Source organism: Tunturiibacter gelidiferens, from assembly GCF_014201335.1.
GTDB lineage: Bacteria > Acidobacteriota > Terriglobia > Terriglobales > Acidobacteriaceae > Edaphobacter > Edaphobacter lichenicola_E.
Genome location: NZ_JACHEB010000011.1, coordinates 1 through 23,215 on the forward strand (window position 1 = coordinate 1; position 23,215 = coordinate 23,215).

Sequence of the window (23,215 nt, forward strand, 5' to 3'; positions counted from 1 at the left end):
GAGATCGATTCGCCGCCGCGATGCATCATCATCTCGACGGCCTGCTCCACTGCACCGTGATACGGCTTGCGGTTGAGCCGCTCAATGGCTGGGTTTCCCGCGCTGGTCCCTGCGATCAACTTCTCCGCATAGACCACCGCCTGTTCGCGGTCCAACGTCCATGAGAAGAGACCGACGCCGTTCAACATCTGCTCGACGGTGAAAGGTACTCCACGATCCTGCGCAGCCCGGACCGCCTTTTCAACCAATGCGTGCCACGGTTTGCGGTCGTCACTTGGCATTCTTCGCTCCTGTTTGGGCGTCGTTAGAAATTGTTGAGGTAAGCACAAACGAATCGCCCGTCGCTCCAGTTGTCTTCCGACAAAAACCACTCGAAATTTGGTTTCCAGAGCTTGAGGTGGAGGCTAGTGGAGGACGCGACCTTACGAACTGCTTCCATGAATTCCTGCGTGGTCATTCCGTCGCCGATCAGCGCTTGTAGCTTCGCAACGCGACGATCGGTCATCCCATGTGCCTGTTTGAATCGCGGGCAGGCCGCATTCCAGAATTCCAGATAGGCGCTAAGCTCCCAGTGTTGTTCGTCTTTGAAGCTGGATGCGCTCTGACTTAAAGCCTCATGAAGAGACAGTGAGTCGTCGGCGTCAGCCGACTGAGCCGTAGGCGATACGTTGCTGAGTACTATCGCCGCAAGCGGCTCACTCGCCGCAGGCGGCGAGGAGTCCCTGTCTTTGTTTCTACCTACTCCATCTCCATCTCCTACTCCAACAGAAGTGATTTGGGGATTCGGAAAATGGTTTGCAATGATTTCAAGTGGTTTTAAAATGTCTTTTGTTTTCCGTGAGTTGAATCTTTTGCGGTCGATGTAGGCCCGGCGGTAAGCGTCTATCTCTCGTTCGTCTGGTGCCGGGCTTCGCTTGTCTTCAGCAGTTCTGTAATTCGCGAGGTTCTCTTGTGCGGTGATCCATTGCGCCCACATAGCTCCGGTCGCGGCATCCTCGTAGAGGAACAAAAGGAAGTTGTCAGCATACTCGCCGAGCCATCCGCGCACATCTTCAGCAGTTGGCTTTGTGTGAAAGCTCGCATAGACGACAGCGATGATGCGCTCGTAGTCACGTTCGAAACGCGAATGTCCATTGCCGAGAAGGTAGAGCCGGGGCCAATGCAGTTGCGCTGCATCGGTGCAGGCGCGCAATCTCTCTCCTTCGTACAGCCCTTTAGCCCTAATGATCGCCATCGGCGGCCTCTAGTTGGAGTGCGTGCTGCTGCCGCTGATGCGACGATGTTATCGTTTCCTTGTCCATAAAACTCCGGAGCCGCAGCGGATTCGACCGCCCGGCCCTTTTTTATTTACTTCGCGTGGTGCGCACCGGTGGACGTGGCGCTTTTGGAATATCTGGTTCCGACTGTAAGCGGCGTCTGATGAAGTCATCGACGTCACGCTCCAACCAAGCAACAGCGCGACCACCTAGACGATATGGGGCAGGAAACTGCCCCGCAGCAATCATCGTGTAGATAGATGACTTCGAGTAAGGCACCTTTCTCTGTACTGCGGGAAGGCGCAAGAAGCTAAGATTCTGTTGTTCTGCGATCATCGGTAGACCCCGTCATCGTGCGTCATTGGGCTACTCTAGACGAAGCCATTTTTAGCTCGAGTGTGGGTGTACGTTTTTCAGCAAAAACGCACCAGTTTCGGGTCAATTCACTTAGAAGAAACGGGCAATTTTAGACAGAACGAGAATTATTAGGAGATATGGAACAGCAAAAATAATGGGCTTGACAGGCACACCGCCAACACAGCCTCTGCGCTTGAGTCCACTGATCGGAGGAATCTATATGTGTCTGTCTACGTTACAGATTATTCGAGTCGTCACGTCTTGATGCGCAGAGAAGGCACCTGCGTTTGAAAAGGGGGTAGTTGTGGGGGTACTCTTTAGAAAATAAAACGTATCTTGATCACAACACTGGAGTTAGGTAGTTAGTTCGAGTCCCTCACTGCCCACCACTTATTTCTCTAGAACCATCCCAGCTACAACAAAGGCCACGCGGTGAACGGGTCTCGTTCCGCTCTTTTGGCGGCTCCAGAAGCGACTGTCCTCGCGTTCTTGCGAGGGCGCACCTATCATTGTGACGCATGACGAAGGGTCTTCCTCGCCATCCTCGCATGGAAGCGTGAATGCAAGGAGACGGACAATCGCTGAAAGGACACTGACGTTTTAGGCTTACTCATGTCGAACCCTGAATGCTACAGAATCGAACGGCAGTATGAAGAAGCTACCAAAACACTTCTCGCCGCCGAGAACGATCTCGATAGTACCTCTCCAGACGCATCACCGCGTCTAGTCCGCGAGGCAAGGTTGCAGACGGTAAAGCGCGAACACGCCGTAGCCAGGGAGATTCTTATCGAGCACCGTCGCTGCTGCTCCATTTGCAAAGTTAGAGGCCTTCCGGATTAGTATCCAGGTCGCTTGCAACCCGCATTGATCCGCGTCGAATGTGACCAGTAGTTCATGAACTACGCAGATTCCCGATCATAGTCCGCACATCGCCCGCGTCCACGACGAAGCGCGAGGTGCCGTCGAGCGAATCTGGATCTTCCAGCACCCAGCGCCGCTCGTGTTGCATCTTGCTGGCTTCGCTCCGCCGCAGAGAACCATGGAAGTGGCTGGCACCGGTAGCCCGAGCCAGGGCTGCGGCGTCCTTGATGCGGAGACCTCCACCAACAGCTATATCAATTCTTCCGTCAGCGATATGGACCAACCGCGCAAGCTTGTCTGCTCCCGCCAGCACATCGGGTTCGCCGCCGGAGGTAAGAACGCGCTTGCAGCCGGTGGCAATGACGTCTTCGAGAGCCTGCTCTAGTGAGATGGTGTAGTCGATAGCGCGATGAAAGGTGATTTCGAGTGGCGCAGCGAGTTCGACGAGTTCGCGTGTGCGTTCCATGTCCACCGTACCGTCGGTTCGAAGGATCCCAAGGACAAAGCCGCTGGCTCCAAGACTGTACGCGTGAAGGAGATCCTCCCGCATCAGGGAGAACTCATCGTCCCTGTAGTGGAAGTCGCCGCTTCGCGGTCGCAACAGGACGTGAACGGGAAGGCCGCTGTGAAGAATCGCAGCACGCGTGAGACCATGACTTGGCGTAAGCCCCCCTTCGCTGAGGGCAGTGCAAAGCTCAATGCGATCGGCACCGCCTTCGCGCGCGGCGAGGCAGGCCTGAAGACTCTCTGCACAGAGTTCGAAGATGATTTTGCGCATCAGATTACACAAACCACAAAGCTGTCCGATCCTTGGAAATAGTCGACGCAACGACCCGAAGCGAATGAGCCGCTAACGAGCCCTACCAGAGTTGCAGATACAGGATAACTTCAAAAAGTGAAAAATTGAACTCCAAATAATCACAATTCTGAGAATATCCACCGGAAATCAGCTCGCTACGGGAAGCGAGCCGGTACGCGCCCGCCAGAGCGCACCGAGTATGGGATCGACAGTACCCGGCAGAACCTTCAGAGATGGGTGGTCGCGTCGCAGAGCAGAGACGATTCCTTCACGGATTGGGGCTACATGTTCGAGGATGCTGCCGGTGAACGCCAGTTCAGGAACCCACTCGGGGCGATCATTGGATGTGTCCCGTCGCAGACGCTCGATGACGAGATGCGCAAGGTGAGCGAGTTCTTCTGCCTCGCGGTGGAGAACATTCTGCGCAACGGCGTCTCCTTCGGCGGCACACTTCACGACTAGGGGAGCAAGACGGGTAAAGTCGGGGGATGGAATCTGGTTGGCATATCCGATCAGCGATTCGAGATCGGGAAGCTGCCACAGTTCAAGAATCGCCGGGAGCAGTGCAGTCGTACGGTCTTCGTCGATGGCAAAAAAAGTATCGCGTAGCGCCTGATGGCCGATCCTGCTGCCTGAGCCCTGGTCAGCCAGTGCGGGGCCCCATCCGCCGGCTGTGGTCAGATCGCCCGCGATAGTGCGTCCAGCGACGTTTGACCCCGTACCGGCCATTACAAGCACGCCCGGTCCACCGAAAAAAGCAGCGTCGAGCGCAATCTCCACATCCCCCACCAATATGAGCGAGCCACCGACGCGTTCGGCGAAGGCTTCGCGTATCCAGTCGGTCACCAACGCGACCGTGACGCCCGCTGCACCGACACAGCTCCGAGTGACAGACCCCAGAGAGATACCGGTCATCGCGGCCAACTCAGCAAGAGCCTTCTCGAAGTTCTCCTTTGCCGTGCTTGCGTCGGTGCGCATGCGTTTGATCGTGCCCCCACGTACTCGTGCGAGTTCGCGGGTGTCATCTGCCAAAACATATTCCGTCTTTGTGCCGCCAACATCCAGTGCAAGATAGAACGCCAAGCCGATTCCTCTTCTTTCCGCAACTTCAAAAAGATAGCAGCAACCGAGACAGGATATTTGTTCCTAATCGCGATGGTGTTGCCACATCGTGTGCAGCGACCCGTATTTCTGAAACACCAGCCAGCAAGTGACAAGGGCAGAGCGGAAGCCCTGCCCTTGTGATGTTGATACTGGTGTTGGCCAATATCCGAGGACTGTTCAAGCCGTCCTAGAAGCGATAGTTTGCGGAGAACTGCAGTCGGCGTTCCGTGGAACGAACGGCCTGCTGAAGCCCATTAGCGGTTCCCTGATTTGAGATATTGCCAAAGTTGGAATCGCCAATGTTGGTATCTGGATTGCCGTAGCTGACGATGTTGAATGCGTTGAAAGCATCAAACCGGAACCCGAGAGTCTGCTCACGGACGATGGCGAAGTCCTTGAAGGCCGACATGTCGACGTTCAGATATCGTGGACTGCGTGTGTTGCCGTTTCTTGCATCGCCGAAGGTGTTGGGGGCAGGTGCTCCAAAGGCGCACAGGCCGTTATCCACCCCAGGAGTGGTGCAGGGAGTCGCCGAAGGATCAGTTCCATACCAGTGATCGATACTGCGGTTCACGATCTTCAGAGCACGGTACTGATTTGGTCGCGCATTGCCATCGCTGTTGGAGTTGTTCCCAGGCCCAAGGATCGTCTCGGGAAATCCACTGTAAGCCACGGCTGCCGTCGAGATCTTCCAGCCTCCAATCGCCTCGTCCACCGCACGGTTGACTCCAGACAGATACTGCTTCCCGTGGCCAAAGGGCAGGGAATAGACGCCCGTGCCACTCAAGTTGTGGCGCACATCGTATGCGGCGGGACCCCAGTCCGCGGCGGAGTCGTAGTAGTTCTGAAAGGCGCCCTGACCGAAGTTGGAAGCGCCGGAGGTATTTACGGCGTAGTTGCCGGCACTGTTAGTCAGAGCCTTGCCGTAGGAGTAGTTCACGGTGAACTCCAACCCATGACTGGTGCGCTGACGAAGAATAGTCTGAAGCGCCTGGTAGTTCGATGCTGCACGTGACTCTGTGATCAGCAAGTTACCAGAGCCGATGCTGACCGTCGGATCTATCGCATTGATACCGATGAACTGGTTGTTGTAGTAGGGCGCTGAGGTCGGATCTCCGTTCACCAACCACTGGTTGAGGTTCCCGTAGTCTTCGATGTGCTGACCTATTTCGCCGACATAACCGACCTGCAGCGATAAGGAGCGCGTCACCGCATACTCTGCCGTGAGATTGAACTCCTGCACGTAAGCCGGTTGAATATTGTGCGGGTACACGTTGAAGGTTCCGGTCCCTGTAATCGCACTGCCGCTGAATCCCTGCTCTGCCGTTCGCGGAGCTCCCGGATTGCCAGGCGTCGGCGTCACCACGTTGACATTGACGGCCTGAATGAAGGGAGTGATCGAGGTCAGGCGCTGGTTGGAGGAGTTACCTTCAAAGAAGCTGGTCGCGCCATAACCACCGCGAATGACAAAGCGATCCGTCGCCTGATAAGCAAAGCCGAAGCGTGGCATGAACTGGCGGTAGTTAGCGTCATAGCATGCACGATTGCTGCATAGTCCGGAGCCAACGGGCGCACCCGTGGGAATCTTGCTTGCGTAGATCACCTGACCCGTAGCGATATCGATGTTGCCCGTCTTGTTGTTGGATTCGATCCAGGGCTGATCAAATTCGTAGCGCAAGCCGGCGTTCAAGGTCAGCCGCGGTGTCGCCTTGTAGTCATCGCCGAAGAATCCGGCTATGCGCCACTGCCGCTGTCCGACATTGACGCTGGAAAGCGTGGCGGCTGCCGTGCTCACTCGGTCAAGCAGGAAGTCCGCACCACTGTAACCGCCTGCGTTAGACAGCGAAGGATTGCTGGTGAAGGCACCACTATAGGTTTGTGATCCAAGGAAACCATTGTTGTTGCTGGTAGGGTAGTTATTTTGATAACGAAGCGCCTGCACACCCATGCTGTACGTACTCTTGCCATGTTGCCATGTCAGGTTATCGATATAGCTGAAAGTGTTATCCGTCAGGCTTCCATTGTTCGAAGCTTGGTTGCCGAGTGTGCTCAAAGTGCTGTTCTGGAGATTTTGCGCGGTAAAGCCCTGATAGGCCTGATTGGGAAAGGTGATGCCGACAACCGCATCACCATTGGTGCCAAACTGACCTGTTCCATCGATTGGTAGTCCCTGGTTCCAATTCACGCGCGTATAGCCGATGCGCGCTGAGTTCACAATCGACGCAGAGAAGATGTGAACCCAAGTGAGTCCGCCAAGCTGCGACGGGAATGTGCTTCCGTTTGGAAACGAGACAGGCAGAACCGAGGTCGCACCATCATAAGCATCTGATTTTGAATAAAACGCGCTGAGTTTGTCCGCTGCGTTCGGGGTGTACTCGATCTTGATATCTCCCTGGTTGTTGGCTCGGAACGTTCTCTGTGGGCCTTGCAGATCATTTGCCGCGATTCCGTCTGACGGTGTCGCGTTTGGCAAAGGGTAGACCTCTGGATGAGCAAAGAGATACTTCGCAACCGGATTGTTGATCGGAACGCCCTTATTCCCAACATACGGGGTAAAGCCGTTTTGCGAATCGAACAGTTGAATCGGATTGGAGCTGCTGAGCAAAGCAGAAAAGTCCCCGCTGCGCATAGCCTGAGTAAAGACGCTCGCCTGGGCAGTTCCTCCCTGGTGGAATCGCGAACCGAGATAGTCGACGAAGAAGAATAGTTTGTCGCGCTTGATTGGACCACCAAACGTGCCCCCGAACTGAGATTGGGAGAAAGGATTGGTGTGGATGATCGGGTCCGCGTGATTGTTGGTCCACGAGTTGGCATTGAGCTTGTAGTCCTGCACGTAGCCATACACCGAACCGTGAAACTGATTCGTTCCGCTCTTGAGAATGCTGACCACGCCGGCGCCATTGACGTTGCCGTAGTCTGCCGGCGAGTTCGCCGTCAATACCTTGATCTCCTGCAGAGCTTCAGGTGCGGGGCTGTACGCGATCAGGTTATTGAACGTCTCGTTCAGATCGATTCCATCCAACGTGTAGTTGTTCGCCTGCGCGCGGTTGCCGTTAAGGTTGATTGAATCGGTGGACTGAGTGCTGCGCTCGATGCTGGTCGTGCCGGAAGTTCCTACTGTGCTCACAGAGCCAGGGACATAGAGGGTCAGCGCTGAAAAATCCAGACCATTCAAGGGGAAGTTCTGAATCGTATTCGACGTAAAGGTTCCGCTCAAAGTGGCGTCACTGGTATTCAGAATCGGCGCCGCTTCGGATACGTTCACCACCTCCGCCGAGGATCCTACTGTAAGCGTGACATTGAATGTAGTAGTCTGCAGCACCTCGAGTTGAAACGCTGGAATCGTCTCTTTATCAAACCCCTTTGCTTCCACCGTCACTTCATAGCGGCCGATGGGCAGAAACTGAATTCGATAGAGTCCCGACGCATTAGTTGTCACTTTTGAGTCCACGCCGGTGTCCGAGTTGTGAGCAGTGACGACCGCTCCACCGACCACAGCACCACTCGGGTCGGTTATCACGCCGGTGACTGTCCCGGTGACCGTCTGCGCAAGCAGACCCGGCGCACAGAAAACTACTGCCAGGGCGAGCACAATCCCGGAGATACGTTTGAGAAACTTCATCTTTTGCGCTGCCTTATTCATTTTTGAACGACTCCAGGGTGTCTGTGGGAGATAGGAAGATCCGCACTACACATTACGGCTGGCCTTTGCCGAAGATTCGGTTAGTGCGGTCAGAAAAATCAAATTGTTGGTAGAGCATAGAAATCTATGTAACCATTTGTCAACAGAACTTTCACAATTCTGAAGAAAAATAGTCCAAATACTCAAAATAGAACCGCAGGTCTGCCACATAATCAATTATTTGCAGATTTGTGCGTGATTAGAATGGACAGGACATGGCCCAGAAAACCCAGGATCGCGCAAACCAGATACTTCATCTCCTACTGCAGAAAGGCCAGAGCTGCGTTGAAGATTTGGCCACCACGATTGACGCCTCCCCTGCCAGCGTTCGACGCGACCTGATCAAACTCGCCCAGCGCGGTCTGGTAAACCGCACCCACGGCAGCGTCGAACTGGCCGGCAAGATGACCTACGAGCCGTTCCGCTTTGACGCCGCGTTTCCCCTGCGCGAAGAGCGATTTGCCAACGAAAAGCGACGCATCGCCATCGCTGCGGCGGAGATGGTCAACGAGGGCGACACCATCGCGCTCTCACCCGGCACCACCACGACACAGGTGGCCCGCAGCCTCCGGCATCGCGAGGGCATCCACATCGTCACAAACGCGGTCAACATCGGGATGGAGTTTTCCAGCCTCCCAAACGCTCGCGTCACCCTTACCGGAGGCTCCATCCGCTGGCCGGGCGCTTTTTCAATGGTCGGTGCAACAGCCTTCGACTCGTTGCAGCGACTATTCTTCGACAAAGTCTTCATGGGCGCGTGTGGTATCCACCCGGAGCACGGTCTCACCGTCATCGAATCCGAAGAAGCCTTGATTCTCGGGGAGATGGTGAAGCACGCCAAGCAGGTAATTGCCGTCGCCGATGCAAGCAAACTCGGCATTTTCACCCCGACCAAGGTCTGCGCCACCACCGATCTGCATACCATCATTACAGACGATAGCGTCGATCCAAAACTGGTCGAGGAGTTTCAGCGAAAGCAGGTAAGGATGATAATCGTCTAACGTGAGTCAGCCCACGGAAGCAAAAAATGAGCGTTCCACGCAAGCCAACTCGTGAGACGATGAGCCATGCGTCCAGCCTGGGCTCCTCTCGTGATCTTTCTTGTAGCGCCCGTCACTATGACGCTTCAGGCTCAAAGCATGCCGTCGGTAGTGCCGCCCAGGCTGATCAGCATCCCAAATCCTGACTGCAGGTCAGGGAAGTCCTGCCATAGAACTCACGGCCAGGTACGTCTCATCGTCGACGTACTCCCAGATGGCAAAGTCGGCGAGGTTAGAGTCGAGCTCGGCGACCCCGTCTTGGCTGAGGCGGCCACCGAGGCTGCCCAACAGGCCGAGTTCGTCGCAGGTTCCTACCTGGGCAAACCTCAAAATATGGATTACGTCTTAAGATTCAGCTTCTAGGACTTGAAAAAAAACGGTAGCATAGCTTCTGCGCCGCAAAACACCTGCCGAAAAAATCGAAGAAATTCCGAACTTTTTGTCCTCCTGCCGTCATCCAAGTAGGACAAACACAGGAGTATCATTGAAAAGTGCCGAAATATTCGATCGTTGTACCCTTCCATAACGAAGAAGAGAATGTCACCACACTTTATGACCGGCTCAAGGCCGTCATGGAGCACGTCAACGAGACCTTCGAGCTGGTCTTCGTTGACGACGGTTCTCGCGACCGCACCTATCGGTTGCTGGAAGAGATCGCTGCCGTAGATAGCCGAGTCCTCGTCATTAAGCTCCGCCGCAACTTCGGTCAAACCTCCGCCCTTGCCGCCGGCTTTGACCACGCTCAGGGTGATTTCATCCTCGCCATGGACGGCGACCTCCAGCACGATCCCGACGAAATACCCAGCTTCCTCGCCAAACTTGAAGAGGGTTACGACGTTGTCAGCGGATGGCGCTCGCAGCGCGGCGACAACTTCATCATGCGCCGCATCCCTTCACGCGCCGCGAACTGGCTTATGGCCGCCCTCAGTGGCGTCGACATCCACGACTTCGGCACCACCTTCAAGGCCTATCGCCGCGAGGTCATCCAGAACATCCCCCTCTACGGCGAGATGCACCGCTTCATCCCAGCCCTCGCCTCTTGGTACGGAGCGAGCATCTGCGAGATTCCAATCTCCAATCCTGCCCGCGAGTTCGGCGAAAGTCACTACGGTATCTCTCGCACCTTCCGCGTCTTCTTTGATCTGCTGACCATTCGCTTCCTGCTGCGCTACATGACCCGCCCGCTCCACTTCTTCGGCACCATCGGAGCCTTTGGCATGGTAGCCGGCTTTGGTATGTCCGCGTGGCTTCTCATTCTCAAAATCGTTACCGGCCAGCACATTATGAGCCTTCACGGCCCACTCTTCGTCATTGCCGGCGTTCTCATCCTCGCCGGAATCCAGATGATGGGTATAGGTCTGCTCGGAGAACTCCAGGTACGGCACTTTCATACAGCCGCCCACCGCGCACCTTACGCCGTAGACCGCATCCTTCGCCTGCGCTCCGAAGAGAGCCTCATTCAGTAACCGAGTAGCCGCTAGCCCCGCATTATTTTTTGGGGGCTAGCGCCTCCGTCTCTTTTTCTCTTCTTAGTTCTTCCTGCGCCTCTTTGTTCGAATCCTTGAACGCAGAGGCGTCGAGTTCCTTGGCCAGCTTGTCCTGCTCTACCAATGGATCTGTCAGCGTCTCCAGATACCCTTCAAACTGCTGAACGCATTCGCTCTGCTCCCACGGTTGCTTGTTCTCTTTCAACTGGTTACGCAATACCTCTTCAAGCTTTAGTGCATCATCCATGCTGAATGCGATGGAAGCGTACGATCTGCGATCCCGGAGCGCAAACACATCTTCATGCAATCCTGTCTGGCTCACAATCAAGCCACTGCGTGCATTTTCAAAAGTTTGTTTCTCGCACGCGGCCGTAATCGTAGCCAAACCTTCAGCCGCCAGATGATTGGGCCCAAGATTGGAAGCCTTTGTCTGCGCAGCGCTTGTTAGGCCTTCCAGCAGGGAACTCCTTCGCTCCCCCGAGTGACAACCAGCCGTCAGCAGAATCCCGGCGATGCTCCCCGCCCGCAGTATCGCGCCCACTCTTTGGCTCTCCGCCCATTCACTCACTTTTCGCCTCGACGATACATTCAATTCTTGCTGCCCGACTGCTTGGCTAACTCCGTCCGAAACGCCTGCTGCCGATCCGCAACATAAGCTTTGTACCCCGCAGGATCGACAAACGCATTCGCGTCGCCTGCCTTCATCCGCGCGAACTTCTCATCCATATCAAAAAAGCCCGCATGCGCTCCCAGAAACACATCGCACGGCAACGACTTCAGCGTCCGAAACGTCAACTCATAGTCTTGCGCCATTGTCGGATACACGCTGCTCTTCACCAGCTTGTATCCCGGATTTACATTCGGGCCCCCAATGATCACAACGGTATAAACCTTACTCGCCTCCCGCACCTTCATGGTCCAGGTAGTGCACCCCTTGGTATGCCCCGGCGTCAGGTGCGCGACCAACACAACATCCCCAAGCCGAACCTCATCTCCATCGTGCAGCACTCGATCGACCTTCGCAGCGGGATACCAGTTCTCCGATCTTTTGCCATACTGAAAGTCCAACTTCCCACCCGACTCCACCACCGGCACATCCCGGTCCATCACCATATACTTCGCGCCCGTCAGCTCTTTCAGCAGCTTGCTTCCGCCACAATGATCCCGATGTGCATGGCTGACCAGCAAAATCTTCACATCGCTGAACTTGAACCCCAGCGCTTCAACACTCTTCTTGATCTGCGGAATGTCTTTCGGCACATCGCTATTGATCAGAATGTGTCCCTCCGGCGTCGTGATCAGATACGATGCCAGGTCTTTGCCCCCCACGTAGTACACATTGCCGACGATACGAAAAGGCTCGTGGGGAGCGGTCCAATCAGGGGGATCCTGCGCAAAAAGACCGCACACAAATACGAAGGTCAGCAAGAGGGAACGAAGCAGCATAGCAAAGCATAACCTTCCCCGTAACGACCAGCCAGCCGCCACCCTCGCGAAGAATTAACCTTTCCGGTACATTCCGTTTCACGCAAAAGAAAAGAGCGCCCGCCGCAAGACGAACGCTCCTCAACGCGAAAACCAGACAATGAAAGCTAAGCCGTCGCCCCTCCTGTATTGCGGATCACCTGTGCCCCAAACCGCTCCATCTCCTCCACCTGCGGACTAGACTGCAGCAACACCAGATCCACTCCCACCGCGGCAAACTCTTCCATCCGCTCCGACACCTGCTCCGGCGTCCCCACGAACCCGCACCGCAGCCCGCGATTCGACACCGAATAATCCTTCAGTGAAATCTCTGTCTGCAGGTTGGAACCCGTCACCCACTGCTCATAGTTCGCATACCCGCGCGCCGACTGCTTCACATCCGTGATCCGCTCCACCTCGCGCAGCGCCTCAGCTTCCGAGTCCCGCACAATCGCATACCCAGCCACGCCAAACGTCATCGGCCCCAGCCCCAGCTTCTCCCGCCGCTCACGCATATCGGCAATCTTCTTCTCCACGGCCTCGGGCGCATCGCCATGCATCAGGTAAGCATCGCACTTCGCGGCGATCAGGTTCTTCGCCGTCTCCGACTCGCCCCCCGCATACAGCGTAGGTCGCGGCTTGCTCACCGGCTTGGGCGAGAGCACGTTCTCCCGCACATCGTAGTACGTGCCCTTATAAGAAAATCCCTGCGTCTTCCAACACCCATCGACAACGTCGAGCCACTCCGACGTCCGCGCATAACGGTCATCATGCTCATCGAAGTGAACGCCGTACTTGGTCGCCTCATCCTTCCACCAGCTCGAGACCACATTCAGTGTCAGCCGCCCACGCGACATCTGATCGACCGTCGCGGCCTGCTTCGCCAGCAACGCCGGATTATGAAACGTAGGTCGCACCGCAACCATCAACTCCAATTTTTCCGTCACCGCAGCCAACGCCGCCGTAGTCGACCACGCATCGAGCGAAGGAGCGTCCACACCCTTAATGTCGTTCAGGTTCAGCTCGGCGATCAACGTCAGATCGTAGCCAATCGTCTCGGCCTTCTTCGCCAGGTCGCGCACATACTCCCAGCTCGCAGCCATCTTCTCGTCATCGACGTTGCGCAGCCAGCCCCCAAATACAGGCAACCAGAAACCGTATCGCATCCCTGCTTTTGCCTTTTGACTCACCGCCCCACCTCGGCAAACTCCCGCACACCGGCCCGACGCTCATTGACGATCTTCGCCTCAGCCTCCAGCCAATCCGCCAGCTTCACGAACGGATCAAACCCCACCACCTTCGGCCCATCCGCGACAAAGTTCGAGAGCGCATTGATGTCGTAGTACATCCTCACTCCATCTCGATCATCGATCATAAACTCCACTCCGCCCAGCTCAATTCCCGCCGCAGCCATTAGTCGCTCCACCTCCGCAATCACCTCAGGCGGCGCATCGAAGGCCTCAACCGCCAGCCCATCTTTAGCGGCATCGATCGGGCAAGCTGCACGATCCAACTCGACCCCCAGCGGCGTCTTGCAGATATCGGCTGGGCAAAGGTCAAACGTCTCGCCCGTAATATGTATCTTAATCGCGTACAAAAACTTTCCGTTCAACACCTCAACGCGAACGATGTACGACCCACGTGCCGGCACAAACTCCTGCACCAACCCCGTCGAATCCATCCCGAGCATCAGTCCGTCCTCGGTAGCCGAAGCTTCCGCCAGATGCTCTTTCGTCTGGAACTTCACCACGCCGCTTCCACTGCCGCCAATATTCGGCTTCACCACAACAGGGAAGCGCAAACCCTCCGCCGCTGCACTCGCCTGCGAAGCCCGATGAATCACCCGCGCCTTCGGATACCCCATCCCCAGCGCCTCCAGCATCGAAAGCTGCGCCGCCTTCGACAGCTCGCTCCGAAAAGCCCTGACTCCATTCACCACGCGAACGCCACGCTTCTCCAGATGCTCCAAATACCCGAGCGTATAGAAGATCTGATCCCCATGCCCACGATTCCACGCCGAGGGGCTCATCTTGTTCAGCACCACCGCGTACTTCTCCTCCGGATGATCCGCCGGCCCATAACTATGTTCCACCGCACTCAGCTTCACGTAGTTCGCACCACGACGATCCAGCTCCTCAAACAAAAGCTTGAACCAGATTGGCTGCTCATAATAAATCGCGATCGGCAAAGACTGACGGCTGGACATAATCTTCTTTCACATCCTCTTCAAAGTTCGACTCTAAAATCACCACTCGGTTACTAAGGCCTTACCGGCGTAAGCAGCAGCCCGAATCTGATATATCAAGTTTAGATGAACAAAGCCATCGGCTCGCTCCAAAACGATGTGAGTCTGAAAACTTCCAGACAATCTCTCGCCATGTTGTACCCTGAACCAGCCATGCAAGCCATCCAGATCCTCACCACCGGAGCCGCCGACGTTCTCACCCTCGCCGACCTCCCCATGCCAACCCCAGGCCCCGGCGAAGCCCTCATCCGCATCGAAGCCTCCGGCGTCAACTTCATCGACACCTACTTCCGCGAGGGCCGCTACCCCGCGAAACTCCCCTACACCCTCGGTCAGGAAGCCGCCGGCACCATCGTCTCTGTCGCCTCCGACGTCACCACCTTCCAACCCGGCGACCGCGTAGCGTGGTGCCTCATCCCCGGCACCTACGCCCAGCTAGCCGTAGCTCCCGCAGCCCGTCTCGTAGCCATCCCCAATGGCGTCACCACCCAGCAAGCCGCCGCTGCGATCCTCCAGGGCATGACCGCCGACTATCTCCTGCGCGCCGCCTATCCCGTTCAATCCGGCGACGAAGTCCTCATCCACGCCGGCGCAGGCGGTACTGGCCTCCTCTTCATTCAGCTGGCGAAAGCCTTAGGTGCCCGCGTTATCACCACCGTCTCCACCGAAGAAAAAGCCACCCTCGCACGCGCCGCCGGGGCCGACGAGATCATCTTCTACACCCAGGAAGACTTCGCCGCAAAGGTCAAAATCCTGACCGGCAACAAAGGACTTCCCGTCGTCTACGACTCCGTCGGCAAAACCACCTTCGAGCAGTCTCTCCAATGCCTTCGTCCCCGAGGCGTCATGGTTCTCTTCGGCGGATCCAGCGGAGCCGTCCCACCCTTCGATCTCATCCGCCTCTCCACCATGGGCTCCCTCTTCATCACCCGCCCAACCCTCAAGGACTACATCGCGACCCGCGCCGATCTCGAAACCCGCGCAAACGATGTCTTCGATGCAATCGCAAACGGCACACTAAGGCTACGCGTCGAACACGTCTACCCACTCGCCGACGCCGCCCAGGCCCATCGCGACCTCGAGTCCCGCCGAACCACAGGCAAAATCCTCCTCATCCCATAAAATGACGCTTCTTGTCACCATGAGTTCTTTGTCATGACCCCGCGGCGATCTGCTTTCCCTTTCAGCTCCTGCCAGATGAGTTCTCACCAGCAACTTACAATCGAAACATGCTTCTTCCGGCGTCTCGCGGCTCGATCAAACAACTTCTCGCCCTCATCGCCGCGGTTCTCATCGCCTTACCTGCCCACGCTGTAGTCGTCCGAGGCACCGTGACCACTCCACTCGGCGCCCCTCTCGGCAACGCTCGTATCCAACTCGTCCAGGGAAAGCGTGTCATCGCCTTCACCATGTCTCTCATGGACGGGACCTACGAGATCCGCAGCTCCCTCTCCGGCCGCTTCGTCCTTCTCTCCGCAGAAGCGCCGTTCACACCCAGCATCAGCGACGCCTTCTACGGTGGCCGCACCTCTGTCGTAACCCGCGGTATTGTCATGGAGTACTCCAAGGTCACTCCACAGCTCGCCATCACAGCCTCCGGCGTCTCCACGCCCATCGAGCAGGTCCCCGCAGCCATCACCCTCATGCCGCAAAAAGACCTCGATACCGAAGTCAATCTGCTCAACGGCCTCCGCCAGGTTCCCGGCACTAACGCTGTCCAGACAGGCCAGGCCGGCGGTCCCATCACCCTCTATGTACGTGGCGGTCCCTCCGACGCCAACAAAATCCTCATCGATACCATCCCCGCCACTGACATAGGCGGCAACTTCGACTTCAGCACCGTCTCCACCACCTCCCTCAACGGTCCCGAGATCTATCGCGGAGCCAACAGCGCCTTCTATGGCACCGGTGCCGAAGCGTCCGTCGTTAACCTTGCCACCACTCGCAGCAACTTCCTCAGCCCCACCGTCAACTACACAGGCGACGCCGGAAACTTCCGCACCTACCGCAACGAAGCCATCCTTTCCGGCGCCTTTAGCAGGCTCGACTACCAGGCCGCCTTCAGCCGCTTCAACACCTCTAACGCCCTCCCGCTCGATCAATACCATCTCATCACCAGCGCCGCCAACATCGGCTACAACATCCTCTCCAATACTTCGGCCCGCTTTACCATTCACAACGCCGACTCCGCCGTGGGCCTCCCCCAGGCGCATGACATCTACGGCTTCTCCGCCTCCGGCAAACACGCCGACCAGGATCTCTACTCCGGTCTCACGATCGAAAATGTCCTGGGAGGGAACTGGCACAACCTCGCCCGCTACGGCATCGCGCGCAAGCGCGAACAAGAGCAGCAGTTCGATCAATCCACCGTCGTCATCGACGGAGTCGCCGAACCCACGGTCAACTACGGCGACATCGTCACCCTCCGCGGAGCGAACGGCTACACCGCCACCGGTCAGGCCGCCTTCATCTCACCCACCCTCGACAACGTCCACAACCGCGACGAGTTCTACTCCCAGACCGACTACATCTTTCCCTTCCGCATCGGCACCCTCTTCGGCTTCCACTACGAAGACGAGCGTGGTCGCCTCTACAACCCCACTTCCGGCTTCAACCAGCAGGCCGACCGCACTAACTATCAGTACACATTCCAACTCCACGGCGACTTCAACCACCGAGTCTTCTATTCCTTCGGCGGAGCCATCGAACGCAATCACCTCTACGGCACCGAAGGCACACCGCGTTTCGGCCTCACCTACATTGCCGCTCCTCAAGGCAACGACTTCTTTCGCGGCACCGTCCTTCGAGCAAACGGCGCCACCGGTGTTCAGGAGCCCACCCTCGACGATCAATTCACCAGCCTCTCCACCCTTCTCGATCAAACGGGCAACGAATCCGCAATCGCCACCTACAACATCCGCCCAATCTCCGCCGAGCGTTCCCGCACCTTCGACCTCGGCTTCGACCAGAGCATCGTCGGTCAGAAGCTCATCCTCAAAGCCGACTACTTCCACAACCAGTTCAGCCATCAGATCGAAAGCCTCGCTCCCAATGGCCTCGAAGAATTCTTCGGCATCCCTGCCAACATCGCTCTCCAGATACCCGGCGCCTCACTGAACTCTCTCGCCTACATCGCCCGAGGCTATGAGGCCGAGCTGCAATACCAGCCATTCGCTCGCCTCTTCCTCCGCGGCGGATACGCCTACCTCAACTCCCAGGTCGAGCAGTCCTTCACCTCCGACAACGTCGCACCCACCTTCAACCCCGAGCTCCCTGGCATACCCATAGGCGCTCTGTCGCCCATCGTCGGCAACCGTCCCTTCCGCCTGCCTCCCGACACAGGCTATTTCGCCGTTCAATACACATCCAAAAAAATCTCCGCCGCCATCAGCGGCGCGTTCGCCAGCCGCAGCGACGACTCCACCTTCCAACTCCACAACGATCGCAACGGCGGCAACACGCTCCTGCTCCCCAACCGCGATCTCGACTTCGGCTACGCCAAGCTTGACCTCAACATCCTCTACTACGCCACCCGCCACGTCACCGCCTTCACGCAGCTCGACAATCTTCTCAGCCAGCAACACATTGGTCCCATTGGCTATCCCGGTCTGCCTTTCACGATCCGCGCCGGAATGAAGATCCGCATCGGCGGTGACAACTAACTTTGTCTCTTCGGTGTTTCTATCTTGTATGTTCTTGTGCTCTCTGAATCACGGAGCCCCGCTGGACCGTCTAAATCACCGAAGGGAAACAAAAATGACCCGATATCTCCTTGCACTTACTCTCCTCGCAGCAACGGCAGCAAACGCCCAGGAGGGCCTCACTGCCACCCAGGCTCTCGTCGCATTCGATTCGAAAAATCCCGTTCGTCCCGCCGCAAGCAACCTCACGATCAAGGTAGACAACCGCGCCACCCAACTTGCGAACCTCACCGCCATTCCGCCCGGCGGTGCACAGGTCGCGCTCCTGATCGACGACGGCCTGCGTACCAGCGTCGCACGCGAGATGAACAATCTCCGCGCCTTCATCACCGGCCTCCCTGCAGGCACCGAAGTCTATGTCGGCTACATGCAGAACGGCACGGTTTTCCCTGGCACGGGCGCTTCAGGCTTCACCTCCAACCTCGCAGGCGTAGCCCAGGGAATCCGCATACCCAGTGGCATTCCCGGCTCAAGCGCCAGCCCCTACTTCTGCCTCTCTGAGTTCGTGAAGAACTGGCCCGGTCGCGCCGAGAATGAGGTCAACCCGATTCGGCGCGGAGAAGGCCCCGTACACAAACCACGCTTCGTCCTCATGATCACCAACGGCGTCGACCCCTATAACGGCAGCACCAGCCCGCTCAATCAGAACAGCCCGTACGTTGACGCCACGGTCGCCGATGCACAGCGCGCAGGCGTTCCCGTCTACTCCATCTTCTTCAACGATGCCGGATTCGGTCGTGGCCGTGGCAGCTTCAGCGGCCAAAATTACCTGGCTGAACTAGCAGAAGGAACCGGCGGTCTCTCCCTCTACCAAAGCACCGGTCAGAACCCCGTCTCCATGGCCCCATATCTCAAACAGTTTCAGAACGACATCGCCAACACCTACGTCGCCACCTTCCCCGTAGACTCCAACAAAAAACTCGTCAGTTTAAAAACCTCAACCGATCTGCCCAAAACCAAACTTCGTGCCCCAACTCTAGTACGTCCAGGAACCATCCTCTCGAATTAACCTCACACGTCTCATCAGCAGATGGCGGCTATCTCGAGAAGGTAGCCGCCATCTGCATTTTGGCTTTCGATAGAAAAAATTCTTCTCCCTGCAACACACTTCTGAGCAACCAAATTCGATTCGCAAATTAGTGCCGAGAGATGACACGTCTCTGACATTTTTGCGACATCGAAACTCCCCGCGGACGCTACCCTCAAATTCCATCGGGAATATCCGCAAAGCGAGCGTGTTCTTCCCGATATGGATGAACACTGCAGATCTCCCCGCATGCAGCACGATCCGCGTCTGCCGGAGCCGCCCGTCGCTCCGGGACGTAAATAATCGCAGGGACTTACCGCATCAGGAGAAGTCGGATGAAGAACTTTATTCACACTGCCACACGCATCTCATTGGCCCTGTCGTTTGCGACAGCAGCCTTCGGTCAAAACTACACACAAGTCAACCTGGTCGCTAACGCCGCAGGCATCGCACCCGTCACCGACCCCACCCTCATCAACCCCTGGGGACTCTCCCGCAGCAGCAACAGCCCCTGGTGGGTCTCCGACAATGGCTCCGGACTCAGCACCCTCTACAACGGAGCTGGCGCCAAACAGTCTCTGATCGTCACCATCCCCAAGGCCGATCCCAACAGCAAGACCTTTCCCACCGGCACACCCACCGGAACCATCTTCAACGGCGCTCAAACGGACTTTCTTATCTCCGGCAAACCGGCAACCTTCCTCTTCGCCACGCTTGACGGAACAATCTCCGCCTGGAACGCCGCCGTCGCCGTCGCTCCCGGCGCCGCGCCTCCTTCCACGAACGCTGTCGTTGCCGTTAAGACCACCGACGGATCGGTCTACACTGGCCTCACCAGTGCCTTCGTAGGCGGCAAGCCCTTTCTCTATGCTGCCAACTCCTCGAAGGGCCGGGTCGATGTCTATGACAACAACTTCGCCCCTGTGACCTTGCCCCGCGAAAAAGGAGCGACGCCCGCCTTCGTCGACTCCCAGCTCCCCCCGAACTACAATCCCTTCAACGTCCAGACCGTAGGCAATGATGTCGTCGTCACCTACGCCCTCATCCCTCCAGGTCAGCCTCGTGAGACCGACGGTCCCGGCCTCGGGTATGTCGATGTCTACAGCTCCACCGGTGTCTTAATCCTGCGCCTCGAGCACGGAGATTGGCTCAACGCTCCATGGGGGGTCGCACTCGCACCGCAGGACTTCGGCCTCTCCAGCCATAAGCTGCTCATCGGGCAATTTGCCGGCGGGGGCACAACCGAAAACAGCGGAACCATCGCAATCTACGACCTCGTAAGCGGTCAGTTCGAGGGTCAGATCAGGAACTCTGTCGGCACGGTACTAGCCATCAACGGCCTCTGGGCTCTCAGCCCTGCAAACAGTGTCGCTCCCGGAAGCTACGACGCCGCAGGCTCCCCTGGCGCTGAAATCTACTTCACTGCCGGCCCCAATCAGGGAACTGGCGGCCTCTTCGGTTACCTCAAACCCTTCGTGGACGAACTGACCGAAGGCAACAGCCAGTAAGCACGACCTGAAACCCAACCCAGCAGCGGGTGACGCGCAAGTTCACGCACGCCACCCGCTGCCGCAACTCCCATCGAAGAGTCTTCGAAGATCGCTGACGATAAGCCGACGTCTCGGTACTAATCCAGACCTCAATGAGCGCGTTGGCGATTGAGTGAAGAGTGAGATTGGCTTGGGGAGTGCTTGTGCAAACGGGACATGGAGCGTCTTGACGAACTGTCGATTCTAACGACACGTCTTAATCATTCCAACCCGAACTCATCCCGCATCGAGTCATGTTCACGTCGCAGCCCGGTCATGAGTTCGCCAAACCGGGGATCCTTGCGCAGAGGCCGAAGGTATGGATCAACTTCGAACAGGCGATAGTTCGGCAGGCCCATCGCTGCACACCGTTCGAGCTCATGCATAGCTTTGTCCGGCTTCCCACTCAAAGCGTATGCCGCAGCGCACAAGTGCCAGGTGTGGTGGGTGTGTGTCAGGCTATGGCTGCTCTGGGCCGCTTCATCGGCAAGTGCCTCAGCACGCTTATGGTCCCCTTCTATCCCAGCCATAATGGCTGTCATACCGAGACCGAACGGCTCCGTGGGAAACATCTGCCGGGATTTGGCGACTGCTGACCGGGCCTCTTCCAGCCGTCCAGCGTATAAAACTGGAAATGGCGACATTACGTGGTTCAGTATGGTGTTTGGCTCCAGTTCGAGCGCACGTTGGCAAAACTCCGAGCTCAGGTCGAAATCGCCACGTTGCAGGGCTATGGCGCCACGATGCATTGCGCCCATAGACGGATTCGCCGCCTGCAGCTCGATCGCGTCCCGCTCCGCGGCGTCGAGAAAGCCAAGATGCCAAAGGATCGCGGTACGCTGGTGGCGCGCGGTTTGTCTTGAGGGATCGATCTTCACCGCCGCGTTTATTGCACGGAGTGCCGCGCGGTTTTGAAAGCTTCGTGAAGGCGAAAACAATATCATGGCACGGGCGCACAAGGCGGTGCACTGTATCGGGTCAAGTTCGAGGGTCCGTGCGATAGCGGTCTCTCCCAATTCGAACCACTTTGGATCACGATCCAGATGAGACCCCATCTGAGCACAAGCCTGGGCCAGCAGCCCCCAGGCGTCCGCAAAAGTGGGGTCCAATTCTGTGGCGCGGGTCAGCAACTCGATTGCCGATGCCATTTCAAATTTATCTACATGAACCTGGCGATCGACTGCGCGAAGATAGAGTTCAAACGCCCCGGCGTGTTTCGTTGGAAGTTCCCGTGCACCGGTTTCGGCCTTCTGGCGAGGGACGAAGACATCGCTCACTTTGTCAGCCAGACGGTCCTGCAGCGCGAAGAGGTCATCTGAATCGCCGTCTTGCTTCAGAGAGGCGATGGTCTCCGAGTCGCTCGCTCGATGAATCTGCACCAGGACGCGAATCTTGCCACCGGCAATTTGAACGGCGCCTTCCACAACTAGGTCAACGTTCAACTCCCTGGCGATCCTCGGCCAATCAATCTCATCGCCGGAGTAACGAATAACGCTTGCGATTGGACGCACTATGAGCTTGCCGGTGGACGAAAGTCGATGGATCAGTGCCTCTGCAAGCGAAACCGATAGATATTGGTCTGTTGCCGCACCTCGCAGTTTCAGAGGAACGACTGCCACCGTACGGCACTTCGACCTTATCTCCGTTCGAGGGCGATTGGAGAACGTAAGAGACTTCAGTTCCGTGGCCAACTCGATGGCAGATTCCGGCCGCAGGCGCCGTTCCTTTTGGAGACACCGCATGACCAGGCGAACGAACTCCGGCTGAAGTTCCGGACGATGTACGCCCGGCGGTTCAGGATCGGCGGTTGCGATCTCATGCATCAGACCAAGGGCGCTGGCCGCCTGAAACGGCTTACGGCCTGTGGCCGCCTCGTAGAGCACGCTACCCAACGAAAAGACATCCGACCGATGATCCATGTCTTCGCCACGCGTTTGTTCAGGCGACATGTACGCGATCGTTCCGACGATCTGGCCTACGCCGGTCAACTGCGTATCCACTCCGCTCCGGTGTACTTTCGCAAGGCCGAAATCGAGCACTTTGACTTCTTGTGCCTTGGTGACCATGATATTTGCGGGCTTGATGTCTCGATGCACGATGCCCGCCGCGTGTGCGGCACCCAAAGCCAAAGCGACCTGAGAGCCCAATCCAGCCAGCTGATCCAGGCTCAGGGTCTCTTTCGCGATGAGCTTCTCGAGAGTCAGTCCGTCGACATGCTCCATCACGATGAAATCTACGTTCTTCTCCGTACAAATGTCGTAGATGGCCACAATGTTGGGGTGATTGAGCGACGATGCTGTGCGAGCTTCGTTCAGGAAACGCCGTCGAAATGAGCTATCGGCGGCTGTGTCATGCGGCAACATTTTTATCGCGACTTTACGCTCCAGGCGTGTGTCCTGTGCGCGATACACTTCGCCCATACCCCCAGCACCAATTATCTTCTCGATCACATACCGTCCCAGGCATCTTGTGGCTGGAAAGCAAGCAACCGTAGTGTCCCCGGGGTTGGTGTTTGTTCCACCTTCAGCAGAACGTTCCTGAGGCGGCCTCTGCTCGAATTTGCTTTTCATGTAGGGTCGCCTGATCGAGCAAAGATGAGCACTTCTCGGGCCGGAATGAAACCAGATCATAGAGCCTCGATCGACGGTGTGAGTCGCGAGGCC

General features: G+C 57.0%; 18 protein-coding genes. 7 read left to right on the plus strand and 11 right to left on the minus strand.

From position 1 onward, the window contains the following. The 6 genes from HDF14_RS19890 to HDF14_RS19915 form a co-directional block, all read right to left on the minus strand. Positions 1–281: hypothetical protein (locus HDF14_RS19890; RefSeq protein ID WP_183980184.1), on the minus strand; the 281-nt coding region annotated here is incomplete at its 3' end. A 23-nt stretch (positions 282–304) separates the two neighbouring features. Then, positions 305–1,234 (minus strand): hypothetical protein, encoded by a 930-nt coding sequence (locus tag HDF14_RS19895; protein ID WP_183980186.1) that lies wholly within the window; start codon positions 1,232–1,234, stop codon positions 305–307. Positions 1,235–1,343: 109 nt separating this feature from the next. Further along, positions 1,344–1,592, minus strand: coding sequence for a helix-turn-helix transcriptional regulator (locus HDF14_RS19900; protein WP_183980188.1), 249 nt, complete (start codon positions 1,590–1,592; stop codon positions 1,344–1,346). A gap of 913 nt (positions 1,593–2,505) precedes the next feature. Further along, on the minus strand, positions 2,506–3,252 hold the full coding sequence (locus HDF14_RS19905) for a copper homeostasis protein CutC (protein ID WP_183980190.1): 747 nt from the start codon (positions 3,250–3,252) through the stop codon (positions 2,506–2,508). Positions 3,253–3,420: 168 nt separating this feature from the next. Continuing rightward, positions 3,421–4,356, minus strand: a complete 936-nt coding sequence (locus HDF14_RS19910) for an N-acetylglucosamine kinase (protein WP_183980192.1) — start codon at positions 4,354–4,356, stop codon at positions 3,421–3,423. Positions 4,357–4,564: 208 nt separating this feature from the next. Beyond that, on the minus strand, positions 4,565–8,020 hold the full coding sequence (locus HDF14_RS19915) for a TonB-dependent receptor (protein WP_183980195.1): 3,456 nt from the start codon (positions 8,018–8,020) through the stop codon (positions 4,565–4,567). 254 nt (positions 8,021–8,274) lie between these two features. Here HDF14_RS19915 and HDF14_RS19920 point away from each other — a divergent pair, with 254 nt between their 5' ends. The 3 genes from HDF14_RS19920 (at position 8,275) to HDF14_RS19930 (ending at position 10,565) form a co-directional block, all read left to right on the plus strand. Then, a complete protein-coding gene (locus HDF14_RS19920; protein ID WP_183980197.1) occupies positions 8,275–9,060 on the plus strand; it encodes a DeoR/GlpR family DNA-binding transcription regulator in 786 nt (261 codons plus the stop codon). A gap of 66 nt (positions 9,061–9,126) precedes the next feature. Next, complete coding sequence (locus tag HDF14_RS19925) at positions 9,127–9,462, plus strand: energy transducer TonB (protein WP_183980199.1); 336 nt, start codon at positions 9,127–9,129, stop codon at positions 9,460–9,462. A 128-nt stretch (positions 9,463–9,590) separates the two neighbouring features. Further along, positions 9,591–10,565, plus strand: a complete 975-nt coding sequence (locus tag HDF14_RS19930; protein WP_183980201.1) for a glycosyltransferase family 2 protein — start codon at positions 9,591–9,593, stop codon at positions 10,563–10,565. Between the two features lie 22 nt (positions 10,566–10,587). Here the strand turns inward: HDF14_RS19930 and HDF14_RS19935 are convergent, their stop codons facing one another. The 4 genes from HDF14_RS19935 to HDF14_RS19950 form a co-directional block, all read right to left on the minus strand. Next, entirely contained in the window at positions 10,588–11,127 is a 540-nt protein-coding gene (locus tag HDF14_RS19935; RefSeq protein WP_183980203.1) for a hypothetical protein, read from the minus strand. 47 nt (positions 11,128–11,174) lie between these two features. After that, positions 11,175–12,032, minus strand: coding sequence for a subclass B3 metallo-beta-lactamase (gene bla / locus HDF14_RS19940; protein WP_183980206.1), 858 nt, complete (start codon positions 12,030–12,032; stop codon positions 11,175–11,177). A 146-nt stretch (positions 12,033–12,178) separates the two neighbouring features. Next, positions 12,179–13,216, minus strand: coding sequence for an LLM class flavin-dependent oxidoreductase (locus tag HDF14_RS19945; RefSeq protein WP_183980559.1), 1,038 nt, complete (start codon positions 13,214–13,216; stop codon positions 12,179–12,181). A gap of 20 nt (positions 13,217–13,236) precedes the next feature. Beyond that, on the minus strand, positions 13,237–14,256 hold the full coding sequence (locus tag HDF14_RS19950) for an ATP-grasp domain-containing protein (RefSeq protein WP_183980208.1): 1,020 nt from the start codon (positions 14,254–14,256) through the stop codon (positions 13,237–13,239). Between the two features lie 105 nt (positions 14,257–14,361). On the opposite strand from HDF14_RS19950, the gene HDF14_RS19955 reads away from it, so the two are divergent. The 4 genes from HDF14_RS19955 (at position 14,362) to HDF14_RS19970 (ending at position 20,531) form a co-directional block, all read left to right on the plus strand. Then, positions 14,362–15,417: a quinone oxidoreductase family protein gene (locus tag HDF14_RS19955; protein WP_260698441.1), complete on the plus strand. Its 1,056-nt coding sequence runs from the start codon at positions 14,362–14,364 to the stop codon at positions 15,415–15,417. 107 nt (positions 15,418–15,524) lie between these two features. Next, positions 15,525–17,957 (plus strand): TonB-dependent receptor plug domain-containing protein, encoded by a 2,433-nt coding sequence (locus tag HDF14_RS19960; RefSeq protein ID WP_183980210.1) that lies wholly within the window; start codon positions 15,525–15,527, stop codon positions 17,955–17,957. Positions 17,958–18,051: 94 nt separating this feature from the next. Continuing rightward, a complete protein-coding gene (locus HDF14_RS19965; protein ID WP_183980212.1) occupies positions 18,052–19,005 on the plus strand; it encodes a hypothetical protein in 954 nt (317 codons plus the stop codon). 353 nt (positions 19,006–19,358) lie between these two features. Beyond that, on the plus strand, positions 19,359–20,531 hold the full coding sequence (locus HDF14_RS19970) for a TIGR03118 family protein (protein ID WP_183980214.1): 1,173 nt from the start codon (positions 19,359–19,361) through the stop codon (positions 20,529–20,531). A 242-nt stretch (positions 20,532–20,773) separates the two neighbouring features. Here the strand turns inward: HDF14_RS19970 and HDF14_RS19975 are convergent, their stop codons facing one another. Then, positions 20,774–23,122 carry a protein kinase domain-containing protein gene (locus tag HDF14_RS19975; protein WP_183980216.1) on the minus strand — a complete coding sequence of 783 codons (2,349 nt, stop codon included), beginning with the start codon at positions 23,120–23,122 and terminating at the stop codon, positions 20,774–20,776. Positions 23,123–23,215: the final 93 nt, after the last annotated feature.